Consider the following 14,291-nt stretch of genomic DNA (forward strand, 5'->3'; position numbering starts at 1 on the left):
CCGACGTAGATTTCGTGGTGCTGGAATACCCCGGTGACGTAATCATCGAAACCAACCTTTCCGTAAACGGCGGATCGGTGTGGCAGGGATGGCAGACGGCCACAAACGGTGGACCAGTGCCGGGCCTTGCAACCGGCATGAATCTTTCGGATGTAACGATACAAGTACGACAAACCCTAACGTCCGATCTTCCCATATCACCGAAGCTACACGGCTTTTGCCTAATGATAGAGGGGGAACGACCTGCAATCCCTTCGGTCGGTTCTTCTTTACGGGTGCTCCCCAAGAATCAGACGAAGTCGGTCACCGCGAAGATAAAAACCAGTGTAGACGGCGTGACCTATTCGGCTTGGCAAACGGTTAACATGGGGCAGGTAATCTCCGTCCCTTATCCGGGATTTTTTAAACTCACCAACTATGGTGGTCCTATCCGCTATCTCAATTCCAAAATGCCCTTGGAAGAGTCAATAACCGTATGCGGTGAGGTGATTGTCGCCTAATGGGTGAACAATTAGATATAAAAGGTGAATGGTTTTTCGAGGTGGAAGGGGGTGCTGTGATCGGCCCCCTTTCTAATTTTATTACCAGTGCTGGGATGCTATTGTTGGCCCAGACTGTATCCAACCTTCCCAGTCCGTATTTAGTGGTGGGTGATGATTTAGCCTCCGGTGAAACCATTACCGAAGTGATACGGAAGCCGGTCTCGACCATTGTTGTTTCGGGTTATCAAATCCGTTTTCGGACGCAGCTTTTGCAGAATGAAGGTAACGGGAACCACTCGAAAGCGGCGATTTTTATCGGAGGAACCAACGTGACCGGAACCGGAACCATGCTGAATTTGCTATCTCAACCCTGGTCGAAAACGTCGAATACCATTCTAACCATAGAAACCCGAATCACGATAACGGCGGCAGTGTAATGGAGGTGACTCGGTGCCGATCATAAATGCATTTAAGAGTGGAGTCAGCGTGATCGATGAAGCCACCATGAATTCGATCCTATCCTTGCAGCCCTTTTCCTTGGTATACGACGGAACGCAAGTGGACAGCAAGGCCGGGACAGGCGTAACGCAATTTGATAATGCAAGCTATGACATGGCGATTTATTTTACTGCGTTAAATGTTACCGAAATTTCACGGATCGAACTGGATGTTTTCAAAGCTGGGAACGGAGCCGATGTAACGGTGGAGATTCGATCCGGCCTTGTTACAGACGGCAGTACAGAAGGAACTTTGTTGAAAAAAATGGTGCTGCCCGCCGAGTTTATCCCAACAACGAAAGCCTATGTAAGCATCCCCTTCGATCTAACTGGCCTAACGAGTGGAGCAAGGTATTGGCTAGTGATTCGCAAAAGCGGAGATGCAATGAATTACTTTCGGCTTAACGGCGAAGCCGCAACCGATGCGAACTATCCCTGCTATTACCGGACGGGGACGGGTGCATGGGCGAGTACAACTGCAGCCCATTTCAAGATTTTCTCCGGTGAAAGCGGAGAACTAAAGCATGGTATGTACGGCAGCGGCTTTACCACGATTGAGTTTAGTGGCGAAATTATCCGCAAAATGTACCGTTACCTGCCCCCGGCGGGGACAACCCAAGGTGGGATTCGGGATGTGTTGACCTATACGTGGAACGGTGAATACCTGAAACGGGGAGGACTCTAAAAAATGTTCGGTCTGAATGAAACCCTGCTTTCCTTCCTGCGGCGGCAGGTAGGACTTCGAACCGATGCGTCAAGTAGTACAGGAAGCGTTCATGCCAAGCTGGGCGATATTAAAGATACTTCAAACACGAATTTTAGTACGGTAACTACGGCACTGGCCCGGAATCCCTGGGCAGCGGGGAAAAAAGTTTATATTACGAGTGGGTATAATGGATCGACATATGCGTTAAATACGCCCGATACAGAAATATTTAACCTAGCCGGCCCCCTAATGGTAATCGGTGGCTATATTCAATTCGGCGGCAATAGTTATGTTTGCTATAAACTTGAAAACGACGGTAACTTCATCATTAACAACGTATGGGGCGACACAATGAACTCATCGAATGGTATTTACCAATGGCGATCGTCTGGTAGCAATACGGGATCAAGCCACGTTAGCTATCCCTTTTTCCTTCCCGATCCCTATCTGACTTTTTACGATTCTACAAACGCGTTTATATATACAAATAAGGCGGGGAACGGGCAAACCATTTTTACCTTCCCAACATCTTTCTTTATTGATCAGCGTTTACGTCTTACTTTCAAAACATCGTCTAATAGTCAATCCAACCCTTATATCCGGTGGGCAGTATATTATATTCGCTAATTATGGAGGTAACAAAGCATGACCGACTTCATTGTGGAAAATGGATCTGTCTACAAAATAGAAAAAGACGGTAATTTTGTTTTTGACAAATCGTTTTATTGTGCAGAAATGATACTGACCATGACGGCTTCAAAAGATACGGCTACGGTGGGCGAAACCCTGCCCATAACCGTAGAACTCAAAGACTGGAAAGGCAATCCCCTACCGAAAACTTGCCCCGTTATTGTGCATGTAACCCATGAAGGGGAAGATGCAATTTCCCTAAACCTAACCCCCGATAATGGGAAAGCCGATTTTGATTTTACTAGCCATTCAATCGGATTTTTTACAATTCACGCGGAATGCAGCGAAATGATCTGTGGGGGCTGCTTTTTTAACGTGGAGGTGACGTAATAATGACTAGACCAGGGCTAACAGTCCCCAAATCAAAGAAACAGCAGAAATCGGAAGGTATTAGAATCAAAATCTCCGATTATGCCGCCCGAAAAGCCAAGGGTGAAAAGCCTTCCCTAGACAACATTACGGAAAAAATAGATTTAATTATAGAACTATTACTGAAAGACTAAGACGCAAAGCAGCGTCTTTTTAATATGTCTCAAAAAGAGGGGGGTTGTGGTGGATAGTTTGATTTCGGAAGCCTTGCAACAGGGACTATGGGCGGCTTTATTCGTTTCTTTGTATTTGTACCAACTGCAAGAGGGCAGGCGGCAACAGCAGGAAGCTAAGAGCCGGGAAGACAAACTGACGGCTTTTTTATCCGAAATGTCAAAGCAATTCGAAGCCCTGGCCCGGCAGTATGAACGGCTTTCCGAAGACGTGCAGGACATTAAGACCGAGATTCGCTGTCATTCGAAGTAGTAAAGGAGGATATAACATGATCGAAATCATTCAAGACATTTTGCCGAAAGGTGCCAAGAATCGGCCCGGCTATTCCATGAAACCGACCTTTATTACTGTCCACAATACCGGAAACGCTGCGAACGGAGCCAATGCTGCGGGCCATAATGCCTTTATCAAATCAGCCTCAGCCGGAACGACTAGCTGGCATTTTACCGTTGACGAAAAGGAAATCTATCAGCATTTACCCATTACAGAAAATGCTTGGCATGCAGGCGACGGCGGTAACGGCCCCGGCAACCGTACCAGCATAGGGATCGAAATCTGTGAAAATGCAGACGGTAACGAGGCCAAGGGCGAAGAAAACGCCAAGGATCTGATCTGCAAGCTGATGATGGAAAATAACATTCCCCTGGAAAACATCGTTCCACATAAGCATTGGACAGGAAAAGAATGCCCTCATGTGATCCTGCCCCATTGGGATTCCTTTATCGCTGGCGTTAAAGAACGGGTAGACGCAGAAAATGTCCGGAACGCTGAGGAACAAGCGAAAGCAGCAGCCCAGAAACTATATGCCCAGATCCCAGATTGGGCAAGACCCACAATGATTAAGTTGCATGAACGGGGAACGGTAGCAGACCCACTGGGTGATCAATCGTTTTACCGGGTGATGGTGCTGCTGGACAAAATCGGCCTTTTTGAAAAATTCAGTGCCTAATAAGAAAGGGTGGTTACAAATGTTTGATTCAACAATTATTGTCGGTCTGATCGTGGCCCTGGGACAACTGGCAAAAAGCTATATGGAACACAAGTATATCCCGGCTCTTTCCCTGGTGCTGGGCGTGATCGCTGGCCTTTTCCTTATCCCTGCCGACACGATCCAAACCGGGATCGTCAACGGTCTAATGGCTGGCCTTTCGGCCTGTGGCCTGTATGATGTGTCGAAATCCATTCATGTAGAATAAAATCCCTTTCCCTGCCCGTCGGCCTTTTTTGGCTGGCGGGTTATTTTTTTGTCACAAATCAGGACGCGAAACGTCATCAAAGAAATATAGGAGGTCGAGAAAATGATCAAACCAATTGACCCAGCCAAGCAAAAGCGGAAGGGCGAACTGTGGTGCCCATACTGCGGAAAGTGGCAAAAGTTCAAAAAAGATCCTTGGACGGGATACAAGAAATGCCCAGCCTGTGAAATGTCTGCCCATGACTTTCATGTGAGGACGGTAAACCACCTATGGGGAAATGTGGGGAAAAAGCCCAGAGAACGGAGGTAACAAAGTCGTGGAGAAATCAAACACCCTGCAACCCAAACCCGAAATGGTGGGATTCCGGGTACTAAAAACGGCGATAACGAGCGAGCTGATTGCCAATCTGGGACCGGAACGATGGATGTTGCTGTGCATTATCGCAGCCCATATGGACGGAAATGGGGAATGCTTCCCTTCCCAGAAGACCCTGGCCATATTAACAAATAAAACCCAATGCACGATTAGCCGGTGGGTGAAGTCACTTCTGGAATTTCAATGGAATGGAGAACCGATTCTGCTCAGGGAAATGCGAAAGCCACCAAACTCAATGGTGGAGTATTCCCATTACAAGATAATGCCAGCAGCTCAGGTTATAGCTAGCCCTATAGCAGAAGTGCATACCCCCTTATCAGAAACGAATATGCCCCATGCACAAGTGCATAACCCTCCCGCAGAAATGAATGTGCCCCATGCAGAGGTGCATAACCCCTTATCAAAAATGAATATAACCCATGCACAAGTGCATGACCCCATTCACCCGGTATATACAAAGAATAATGGTATATATGATCCCCCGGTAATTTACTGTAATAACGATATAAACGGTAATACAGTTGAGTCGACCGTAGACGAAACAACAAACGAGGAACCTACCGAGGATCCTATGACAGCCCAAGATGTAATCCAATACTTTTGCGATCGTTACCGGGAGAAGTACAATGCGAACTATTCCCCAAACTGGGCTAGGGACATGAAGCTGGTGAAGACCAAGCTAATCGGGCAATACTCACCGGAACAACTGCGGCAGATCGTGGACATTTCAGTGGAGATGTACGAGAAGTGGGGAACCCTTTCTAAATTCCCTCGTCCCAGCATCGCGGCCCTGACAAGCTGGATGCCGGAAAAAGCTCTAGCAATGGCTCAGCAACGGGAAGCAAGAATGAATATACCGGAACATGGTGGTAGGACAGGTGATGAACTCCTTGCCCTGTTAGACCGGATATAAGGGGTGACAAGCGTGGACAATTGCTTATTAAAGGGTAAGTGCAAGCAAGCTAGAAACCCTGCCTTGTGCAGCCCCTTGTGCTATGCCTTCCTAAAATTGCAAGGGGAATCCGGTAGCGGTGGCATCTGGGGATTGGCGGGAATTCCGAAAGTCTATGCCGGGCAGACGACGGCAAACATTCCATTCGAACGGGAAAACCCGGTGGCCTACGCGGCCGTCCAAAAATATTGTGCCGATGTATTGGGGAAAGTGACCAAGGGCTGCGGCTTATACCTATTTTCTATCCCCCAGATGGACAACCCCAAGGGAACCGGTACCGGGAAGACCACGGCAGCGGTGGCGATTTTGAACGAATTCCTTGTGGCCCGAACGATTCAACACGTAAAAAAAGAACGACAGATCGACGAAATCCCGGCCCTGTTTGTCAATGCATCCAAGTATCAAAACGTATTTAATGCTCAGTTTCGCGGAACTCCGGAAATGCAGCAAACTGCAAGCTATCAATATTATCAGCTAAAGGAACGGATGATGCGGACTGAGCTGCTGGTGCTGGATGACATCGGAGTTAGGGAAGCCACAGAGGCGTATCGAGCCGAATTTTACGAAGTGATTGACGGGCGGGTGATTGAAGGACTTACAACCATTTACACGTCAAACCTGCCCCTTCCCGAGATCGCTAGGCTGCTAGATGACCGGATCGTAAGCCGAATCGAGGGAACCGCAATCCCCGTATCATTCCGGGGGGTAGACCATAGAAAGGCGGGGATATTTTAATGCTTGAATCCCAACTGATTTCCAAAGCCATCGACGAAAATGCATTCCACCAACTTTATTTATACAACATTGATGGAGACGATTTCCCCACCATGGGCAAGGTGTACGCATTTATTCGGGACTATGTAAAAGAGAACGGAAAAGCCCCCGATCCCCGGACGGTAGCGGCGGAGTTTGAAGAATTTGACTATATGCCGGGTGTTGCCGATACTTTTAAGTTTCTTTGCACCCGGTTAAAGGCCCAAACCACAAAACGCCAAGCATTCGAACTGTTGCAAAATCAAGCCGGAAAGAAGTTTTCCGACCTGCCAGGGGATAAGTTCATTTCTTGGCTCAAAGAAGAAACATCCCGAATTGAAACCCTAACAGCATCGACCTTTTCTTTGGGAACCAACTATGCAGCCAATGGCAACGAACGGCGGGAATGGTACGAGGAAGCAAAGACTGCTCGTGATTCAGTCTTTATTCCCACTCCCTACGCAAGCCTAACGGAAGCACTGGCAGGCGGACTTGAAACAGGAGATTTTATATTGCTGATGGCCTTTACAAACCGGGGCAAAAGCTGGATCGCGTCCCATATCGGCCTAACAGCCTGGGAGAACCGTTTCCCGGTGCTGCATTATTCGCCCGAACTTTCGAAAAAACAGCAAAGCCTTCGCCTGGATACCCTGATGGGAAAATTCGATAACGTAAAGCTACGGCGGGGTCAGTTGGACAGCGAGGAAGCCTATTTCGGATACCTGGATGCCTTTTCCCCAGAGATAGCGGAAGCTCAAGGTGCCTATGTGATTAAGACCATGGAAGACCTGCCCGGTGGGTTGACCATTGAGGCTATAGAGGCTGACCTGCAAACCTATCCCGATACAAAGATGGTAATCATTGACGGATTCAACCTAATGATTCACGGAAAGGGAAGGGGGATGCGGGATGCAATGACGGCTACATCGCGGCGGTTACGGCAGCTGTTCGGGCGGTACGGGGTCGCTGGGCTCGTAGTTCACCAAACCCCCGGAGCGGCCGAAAAAGAGGGGCTAAAGCAGGATGATGACGGGAACCGAATTATAAAACCTCCAAAACTAACGGATTACAGTGAAACCATCGCTGTGATTCAAGATGCCGCAACGGTCTTAACCTTTGATGCGGCAGATGGGATCGGCAAAATTTCGATTGAGAAATGCCGCGAACCGAACGTGGGAAAAGTGGTAGAACTGTCGGTGAATTTCAACCTGGGGCATATTCGGGAAACGGATGTAACCGACCTGTTTTAGGCTTTCATGGGAAAGTTCCCACAAGTTGCGGGGTAGATATACAAACATTGATCATTTATTATAGCAAAGGTCTTCTGGTTGGAGTTTTTCCGACAAAATTATTATGGGAATGTGCGACATTGCGTTGTATCGCAGTAACTCCAAAAGGGTCAAAAAAAGAAAGGGCGATCAAACATGCAACAACTCGAAAAAGTTTTCAACTACAACGGCAATCAAATTCGAACCATGATACTCGAAAACGAACCGTGGTGGGTGGCCAAGGACGTTTGCGATGTGCTGGAGGTGAAGAACAGCAGGGACGCATTGAGGCGTCTAGATGATGATGAAAAGGATGATGTCGGAATTTCCGACGCCATCGGTAGAACTCAAAGAACCACGGTTATTAATGAACCTGGGCTATATCGTCTTGTGTTAGGAAGTCGCAAGCCCGAAGCAAAGGATTTCAAGCGGTGGGTAGTCCATGATCTACTGCCGACTCTACGAAAAACAGGCAGCTATTCTATGAAAACAGAAGCCACGGCAGGTATAGAACCGAGCGTGGTCGTGTCCATCGTGGACAAAGCCTGCGGCATGGCGATTGGAGGGATGAAAGAACTGCTACGGGAATTCCGTCAAGAACAAGAAAAAAGGGACGCAACTTTCAAAACCGTCATGACCGAAATTGTTCATAAAGTGTATAGCGATAAGCTACAGCAGAAATCCCATTCAACAGATAAACTGCCCGGCTTTGATACCTTGAACGAACGGGTGGTAGCGTTATCCCAAGTGGATGAAAATGTTTTGAAAGGTGCGGTTAAGCGTCTCGCGTCCTTTAGTGGTAACGGGCAGCAAAATTTTATTAACGGGTATCTGACCATGAAAGATGTTACCGGGTATGATGCCTTTGCCGAATGGAGAACCTTGCCTATTCAACAGAAAAAGGAATGGGGAAGCAAACTGGGCATGGTAACAAAACGGGGACAACTGCCCAAGCTGGCGGCGATCATGGAAATTGTAGCGGGTAAGATGATCGCGGCATGATTACTGTTAGGTCCTACGAAATTCCGGTGAAGATCCGAGACGAAATTGAACGGTACGAATGGCGACGACCCCGTTGGACAGAAAAGAATTTTATCGCCTGTTCACCGTTTCGGGATGAACGAAACCCCAGCTTTGCGATCCATCTGGAACGAGGCGTGTGGTTGGATAGCGGATCAGATGATCCCGTATGGAAAAAGGGTGAATTTGTAAAGCTGCTTTCCTGGATGCGAAATGAGACTTTTGAGGAAACCGAAGATTACCTGCTGCAAGAGTACGGAATCAGCATAGCAAATCCAGACTCCCTGGTCCTATCGCTAGAACTGAAGGAACAAAAAAAGCCCGGCCTATTGCTAGACCCGGCAGTTTTGCAGGAATTTCTGTTTCGGCATCCGTACCTTGAGGAACAGCGTGGGATAGGAGAGAGGTATCAGCGTGCTTTTCACATCGGGTATGACCGGAAAAGCCAAGCAATTACCCTTCCCTGGTTCGACAAGTCCGGAAGGCTGGTAAATGTGAAGTTTCGGAGCGTTCGCGGGAAAATGTTTTGGTATTTCCCAGGAGGACAACCTGTGCGAAATCATATTTACGGACTGCATGCCGTTCATAAGCAAAATGCAGACTGGGCCTTTATCGTCGAGAGTGAGATCGACGCGATCACATTGTGGCAGGCCGGATTCCCTGCGATAGCTCTGGGCGGTGCCCATCTAAGCAAGCAGCAGCGGAACCTTCTACTTCAATCCCCGCTCCATCGACTGGTGCTGGCCACCGACAACGACCAAGCTGGTCGGCGGATTGCCCAGGATATTATCGATCAAATGGGCGGGTTTATGGAACTGGAACGGCTACAACTGCCCGACCATGTAAAAGACGTAAACGATCTAAGCAAGGTTGAATTATTTCAGATTATCGGAGGCGTGAAGACGATTCCCTTTCTACCAAACGTCGGGGGGTTCGGGTGTTACCCCAACAATTAAAGCCAAAAGGATCGCCGATATAACCACGATGAGTACGATCATCCATGTCAATATAGCCCTAGAGCGTCGTATATCTTTTTTAACGAAATATTTACGCTCCCCTTCGCGTTGTAAAAGTGCTTCAAACTTTTTCGGAAAAAGGGCGAAGTAGATTAGATCAAGATAGTCTAGAAAAGTTTGTGGATCTGAAAATTGGTGTTCTGTCCCGTCCTCATCAATGACGATGACCATCTGGTAATTTTTATGAATCCCTACAATCCATTTATGCAGACCCTTCAGCCATCGGTAGTTGAGGTAAGTTATTAAAGGAGCGGCAACGATACCCGCTAAAAATATACTGAAACAATCCTCAAGAATCATGTAATTATGCCAGCCCACTAGGGCGATGAAAGTATCGTCAATTCTGTCTCTCAATGCCGCTAAGGAAGAATATATCCCACCAAGGCCCAAGGAAACTCCGACCCCCTTGATAGTTTCTCCAGCCGATCGCTTTGCCTTCGCTAACTTTTTCTTTTCGTAAACGATCCGGTGCATTTCAGCGATCTGATCGTATATTTCATTCTTATCTGTTTCGTCGAGATCGGGATCTTTTTCAATTTGTTCTATTGCTTTTGAATAATGAGGAAACCTTTCGATAACTTCCCTCGCAACCAAAGGGATGCGGCCTAGCTTCTCGAAAATATCCGTTTCCAAAATCCCATAGAAATCTGCGAGCTTTCGGACAAGGTGATCGCTGGGGTATTCTGTGCCTTTTTCTAGCTTCGATAAATACGAGCCGGAAACGCCCAACTGTTCGGCTAGCTGGTTGTATGTTAAGCCTTTTTCCTTACGCAACTCGGCAAGGAAAATCCCTGTTTCAATCTGCTTTTTCGCAATTTCCAAGCGTTCTTCCGGGGACAACGGATCGGCTTTTCGTGCAACCATTAAAAGTTTTGCCCCTTGATAAACAATTATGTAATGAGTGCGATCTCGCCCTAGAAGTATTCCCCCGAAATTTCTGTTTATATCAGCTATCCAAAATTCGATCCTGTCAAGTCACGAAAGTTCAGCTATGGCGGTATCTAATATCATAGAAAGGGGGGCTGAGAAATGGCGAGAACTATCGACATGAAGCTAATCAATAAAACAGCCCTGTTATGCGACCTAGACCCAAGTGAGGAAAGCCTGGCCCGCCTTCTTGAACTCATGGCCCCCGTCGTCGAGCACACCGCGAGAAAGTACGCCCAGCTAACCGGACTGGAACTAGAGCTGATTATCAGCGAATTAAAGGAAGTGGTCTGGAAAGCATCGGTGGGATACAACGGTCGATCGGCTTTCACCCAGAGATTCCATAGCTTCGCAAAAGATAAAGAGATCGACCTCATCCGATATTGCTGTCGACTAAAACGATCCTTATGTACCGAAGTTTCGATGGATGCTCCGATGCCAATGGAAAAAGATTCGACCTACGCGAACGTGATTGAAGATAAATACAACCTAGAAGAAGAAGTGATCGCCAAGGTCGATATAGAAAAAAAGCTCGCTGGTTTTGCGAGAACCAACGAGCAAGCGTCAAAGATCCTGGAATTGATGCGATTAGGTTTTGAAAATGAAGAGATCGCAAAATTCCTGGGTGAAGCGGAATACTCACCAAAAGTGCGGCAAAAAGTGTCGCGGGCTCGAAAAGCCTTCCGGGAGTATTTAGCATCATAGCCACTATAAAAGTAAAACAATCATTAAACATTTTAACCGATTATAGGGGGAAATATCAAATGTCTATCATTACCGCAAAAGGAAAGCAAGCAAAAGAATCGTTGAATAAAAAAGTTGAAAAAATCGACTTCAAAAAGTTATATATCCGGCTTAAAGACGGCGAAAGTTGCCGGGTTCGTCTATTGAGTGCCGAGGATTACTGCGAATATTTTGCCCACGCCTCCTATGCAAACGGAATCTACACTCAGCCTTGCATCAAGCCGGTTGGCGAAAAATGTGCTCTCTGTGAAGCGTCGGATACCAAAACAAAAGGGTTTGACGGTCTATATGCCAAAAAACGTTACCTTTTCGCCTTCCCCGATCTGGACATGGGTGCAATTCGACTCTTTGACGCCACAAAGGGACAGGCCCAGCAATTGATTGCGTCGATTGAACAGTATTGCGATGACTTGGACGGGCTGGCTTTTATATTCAAAAGAACGGGGAACAAAGTTGATACGAACTATTCCCTTTCTCCGATTATTCGACTGAATGATGCCGATAAAGAGAAGTTTGCAAAATTTAACGGTATGACGATAGAACCGGAGTTTTACGAATCGGGCTTGCAACCCCGTAACCGCACCCATCAGATCGCCCAGTTGATCCAAGCCCGATTCCCCGCATCCCAACTCTTTACCGCCGAAGAAATAAAAGAATCCCAGGCACAAATCGACGAATGGGAAACGACAAAGAACGGAGGAGTCGGTGTAAAACCTATTTAACCAACCTCGATAGAGGATAACCCTGACAGTGTATTTTAAGTGCCAAGATACCCGGGGAGGGGCGGCAGTGCCCTTCCCGTTTCCTTCAATGAAGACGGGTGAACAAAGGGGGTGTTTCATTTGTTGAGTATGAACTTGCAATTAGACAATGAAAGAGCACGAAAAACAGTAAGGGCGAAAGAAGCTCAAGCAAAGAAGGAAGCCGCACTCCATCGTCCGACCTGGGAAGAAGTGTGGACCACGGGATATCAGACAAGGACTGGAAAGCATAAGGTCGGAATTTTGCAAATGATCAATACGGCAACCGACCAAGCCCGGCTGCTGGACGTTAAAAAAGCCATAGAGCAGGGTGAAATCGGAACCGGGCTAGATAATAACAAAACTTTGACCAAGACAAAAGCCCTCGACCTTTATCGGGCTTTGATGGGCCAACGAAAGACCGGAATCCTGCGGGATATGGTGGCAAAGACCCCGGCCAATTATCTGCTGGTTCAAACAGTCACCCAACTTCGGCAGTTAGTAGATGATTTGGAAAAGGAAGCATTTGTGGCCCTGGATACGGAAACAACCGGGCTGAATGTGTACCAGGATGAAATCGTAGGCCTATCGATTAGCTTGCCTACGACGGATTATCACGTATATATTCCGGTGGCTCATAAGACCGGAAAGCAACTCAAGCGGGAATTAGTGTTGGAAGCACTGCGGCCCATGCTGGAAGATCCGAAGATCGGCAAAGTGTTGCACAATGCGAAGTTTGACATTCACATGCTAATCCGGCACGGGGTTCGGATGCGTGGATTGTTGCATGATACCCGGATTGCGATGGCTCTTCTAAATGAAAATGAACCAAGTTATGCCCTCAAGAACTTGGCTACGAAATACGGCAAATACTTCGGCTTCCAAGAAGAAAGCCATACATTTGAGGAATTATTCGGCAAAACCCGGTTTGATAATGTGGCTCTGGATGTGGCCCTGGTCTATGCGGCAAAGGATACCCATGTAACCCTGGGACTGTACAAGTGGCAGATGGAACATTTACAAAAACGAAGCAAGTTGCAACAACTTCATCGGGATATGGAAAATGCCTTGGTGGACGTGTGTGTGGATATGGAACAGACCGGGTTATTGATTGACCGGACATATGCAGCCGAGTATGGCGAAGAATTGCGGACCGAAATCGCGGAAGCGGAAGCCCAGCTGCAGGAAGCCTTTGGAGATATCAACTTCAATTCCCCGGCCCAGCTTGCCAAGGTGCTTTATGATCACCTAAAACTGCCGGATAACAACAAGCGATCAACGGATGTCAAAACATTAAAAGCCTTACAAGGAGAACACGATGGCATTAAAGCTCTACTGGATTATCGCGGGCTGACGAAGCTGCTGGGAACTTATGTAGATGCCCTGCCCGAAAAGATCCAGACGGACGGACGGCTCCATGGTTCTTTCAATCAGGTGCAAACCGTAACCGGCCGTTTCTCCAGCAACGACCCGAACCTGCAAAACCTTCCCCCGAAAGCCCGGAAGCTGGTGATCGCTCCCGAAGGGATGCTGATTCTAGGCAGCGACTTCTCCCAGATTGAACCCCGGATTTTAGCTCATTTATCGGGGGATGAACATTTCCGCGAACCGTACCTGTTAGGTCAGGACTTGTATTCAACCTTGGCAAGCCAGGTCTTTAAGGTACCCATCGAAGAATGCGGTGACGGAACGACCTATCGGAAGAAGATGAAGATCGGCCTGCTGGCGGTAATGTACGGAACCAGTATGTTTACCCTTTCCCAGCAGTTGGGTATCAGCGTCGAAGAAGCTCAGCGGTTTATCCGAGATTTCTTCACGACGTATCCGGGTGTTCATGCGTTTATTCTTTCCGTCCATGATTTTGTCAAAAAGAACGAGTATGTCGAAACCATCGACGGGCGAAAACGGCGTTTTCCCGGACACCGAGAACAGGCAAAAGCGTACGATGCCCTGGCTCGAAAGATATGCAGCATAACCATGACCGACGAGGTACCTTCGAACTTTTGGAAAATCCAAGAGATCCCCCGGTCCTTGAAAGAGGAATATCAGAAAGTAAAAGGCCCGGTGGAATCGGTGCGGAGGCAAAGTGTGAACGCCATCATCCAAGGGACGGCGGCAGACATAATGAAAAAAGCCCTGTTGCAGGTTCATGCCTATTGTAAGGGCAAGGGTTGGAATCTATTTGCCACTGTCCATGATGAAGCGTTAATGCTGGTTAGTGAACAAATCACCCCTGTTGAAGTGCAAGAGTTAGAGACCTGTATGTTGTCGGCGTTGGCCTTGGATGTTCCTATGAAAGTCGATACCGAACTAATGTATCGATGGGGCGAGGGAGTAAAAAAGGCCGAATGGTTTCAACGTCACGCGGCCTAATCGTGAACA

Annotated in this window: 18 protein-coding genes; 17 read left to right on the forward strand and 1 reads right to left on the reverse strand. The window is 47.6% G+C overall.

Features of this window, described 5'->3' with window-relative positions:
* The 14 genes from H1S01_RS15545 to H1S01_RS15610 all read left to right on the forward strand — a co-directional run.
* Positions 1 to 500 (forward strand): hypothetical protein (locus H1S01_RS15545; protein ID WP_207732373.1); only part of this gene is annotated, 500 nt, incomplete at its 5' end.
* The gene (locus H1S01_RS15550) at positions 500 to 919 is read left to right on the forward strand and encodes a hypothetical protein (protein WP_188041337.1); all 420 of its coding nucleotides are present in this window, start codon (positions 500 to 502) and stop codon (positions 917 to 919) included. The genes H1S01_RS15545 and H1S01_RS15550, both read left to right, overlap by 1 nt.
* 13 nt (positions 920 to 932) lie before the next feature.
* A complete protein-coding gene (locus H1S01_RS15555; protein WP_188041338.1) occupies positions 933 to 1,664 on the forward strand; it encodes a hypothetical protein in 732 nt (243 codons plus the stop codon).
* A 3-nt stretch (positions 1,665 to 1,667) separates the two neighbouring features.
* Positions 1,668 to 2,312, forward strand: a complete 645-nt coding sequence (locus H1S01_RS15560) for a hypothetical protein (protein WP_188041339.1) — start codon at positions 1,668 to 1,670, stop codon at positions 2,310 to 2,312.
* Between the two features lie 18 nt (positions 2,313 to 2,330).
* Positions 2,331 to 2,705: an Ig-like domain-containing protein gene (locus H1S01_RS15565; protein ID WP_188041340.1), complete on the forward strand. Its 375-nt coding sequence runs from the start codon at positions 2,331 to 2,333 to the stop codon at positions 2,703 to 2,705.
* 222 nt (positions 2,706 to 2,927) lie between these two features.
* Positions 2,928 to 3,170 carry a BhlA/UviB family holin-like peptide gene (locus tag H1S01_RS15570; RefSeq protein WP_188041341.1) on the forward strand — a complete coding sequence of 81 codons (243 nt, stop codon included), beginning with the start codon at positions 2,928 to 2,930 and terminating at the stop codon, positions 3,168 to 3,170.
* 16 nt (positions 3,171 to 3,186) lie between these two features.
* Positions 3,187 to 3,867 (forward strand): peptidoglycan recognition protein family protein, encoded by a 681-nt coding sequence (locus H1S01_RS15575; RefSeq protein ID WP_188041342.1) that lies wholly within the window; start codon positions 3,187 to 3,189, stop codon positions 3,865 to 3,867.
* A 19-nt stretch (positions 3,868 to 3,886) separates the two neighbouring features.
* Positions 3,887 to 4,114: a hypothetical protein gene (locus H1S01_RS15580; RefSeq protein ID WP_188041343.1), complete on the forward strand. Its 228-nt coding sequence runs from the start codon at positions 3,887 to 3,889 to the stop codon at positions 4,112 to 4,114.
* A 102-nt stretch (positions 4,115 to 4,216) separates the two neighbouring features.
* Complete coding sequence (locus tag H1S01_RS15585) at positions 4,217 to 4,423, forward strand: hypothetical protein (RefSeq protein WP_188041344.1); 207 nt, start codon at positions 4,217 to 4,219, stop codon at positions 4,421 to 4,423.
* Between the two features lie 7 nt (positions 4,424 to 4,430).
* Positions 4,431 to 5,402 (forward strand): helix-turn-helix domain-containing protein, encoded by a 972-nt coding sequence (locus H1S01_RS15590; protein WP_188041345.1) that lies wholly within the window; start codon positions 4,431 to 4,433, stop codon positions 5,400 to 5,402.
* A gap of 12 nt (positions 5,403 to 5,414) precedes the next feature.
* On the forward strand, positions 5,415 to 6,176 hold the full coding sequence (locus H1S01_RS15595) for an ATP-binding protein (protein WP_341479115.1): 762 nt from the start codon (positions 5,415 to 5,417) through the stop codon (positions 6,174 to 6,176).
* The gene (locus H1S01_RS15600; protein ID WP_188041346.1) at positions 6,176 to 7,444 is read left to right on the forward strand and encodes a DnaB-like helicase C-terminal domain-containing protein; all 1,269 of its coding nucleotides are present in this window, start codon (positions 6,176 to 6,178) and stop codon (positions 7,442 to 7,444) included. The genes H1S01_RS15595 and H1S01_RS15600 overlap by 1 nt, the downstream gene beginning before the upstream one ends.
* A 174-nt stretch (positions 7,445 to 7,618) precedes the next feature.
* The gene (locus tag H1S01_RS15605; protein WP_188041347.1) at positions 7,619 to 8,464 is read left to right on the forward strand and encodes a BRO-N domain-containing protein; all 846 of its coding nucleotides are present in this window, start codon (positions 7,619 to 7,621) and stop codon (positions 8,462 to 8,464) included.
* Positions 8,461 to 9,438: a toprim domain-containing protein gene (locus H1S01_RS15610; protein WP_188041348.1), complete on the forward strand. Its 978-nt coding sequence runs from the start codon at positions 8,461 to 8,463 to the stop codon at positions 9,436 to 9,438. The genes H1S01_RS15605 and H1S01_RS15610 overlap by 4 nt, the downstream gene beginning before the upstream one ends.
* On the opposite strand, the gene H1S01_RS15615 is transcribed toward H1S01_RS15610, so the two are convergent.
* Positions 9,397 to 10,362, reverse strand: a complete 966-nt coding sequence (locus H1S01_RS15615; protein ID WP_188041349.1) for a helix-turn-helix domain-containing protein — start codon at positions 10,360 to 10,362, stop codon at positions 9,397 to 9,399. The genes H1S01_RS15610 and H1S01_RS15615 overlap by 42 nt on opposite strands.
* Positions 10,363 to 10,527: 165 nt before the next feature.
* On the opposite strand from H1S01_RS15615, the gene H1S01_RS15620 reads away from it, so the two are divergent.
* The 3 genes from H1S01_RS15620 (at position 10,528) to H1S01_RS15630 (ending at position 14,282) form a co-directional block, all read left to right on the forward strand.
* Positions 10,528 to 11,130 carry a hypothetical protein gene (locus H1S01_RS15620; RefSeq protein WP_188041350.1) on the forward strand — a complete coding sequence of 201 codons (603 nt, stop codon included), beginning with the start codon at positions 10,528 to 10,530 and terminating at the stop codon, positions 11,128 to 11,130.
* Between the two features lie 59 nt (positions 11,131 to 11,189).
* On the forward strand, positions 11,190 to 11,891 hold the full coding sequence (locus H1S01_RS15625) for a hypothetical protein (RefSeq protein ID WP_188041351.1): 702 nt from the start codon (positions 11,190 to 11,192) through the stop codon (positions 11,889 to 11,891).
* A 129-nt stretch (positions 11,892 to 12,020) separates the two neighbouring features.
* Positions 12,021 to 14,282 carry a DNA polymerase gene (locus tag H1S01_RS15630; RefSeq protein WP_243237375.1) on the forward strand — a complete coding sequence of 754 codons (2,262 nt, stop codon included), beginning with the start codon at positions 12,021 to 12,023 and terminating at the stop codon, positions 14,280 to 14,282.
* The last annotated feature ends 9 nt before the right edge of the window (positions 14,283 to 14,291 follow it).

The organism is Heliobacterium chlorum, assembly GCF_014502795.1.
In the GTDB taxonomy this organism is placed as follows: domain Bacteria; phylum Bacillota; class Desulfitobacteriia; order Heliobacteriales; family Heliobacteriaceae; genus Heliobacterium; species Heliobacterium chlorum.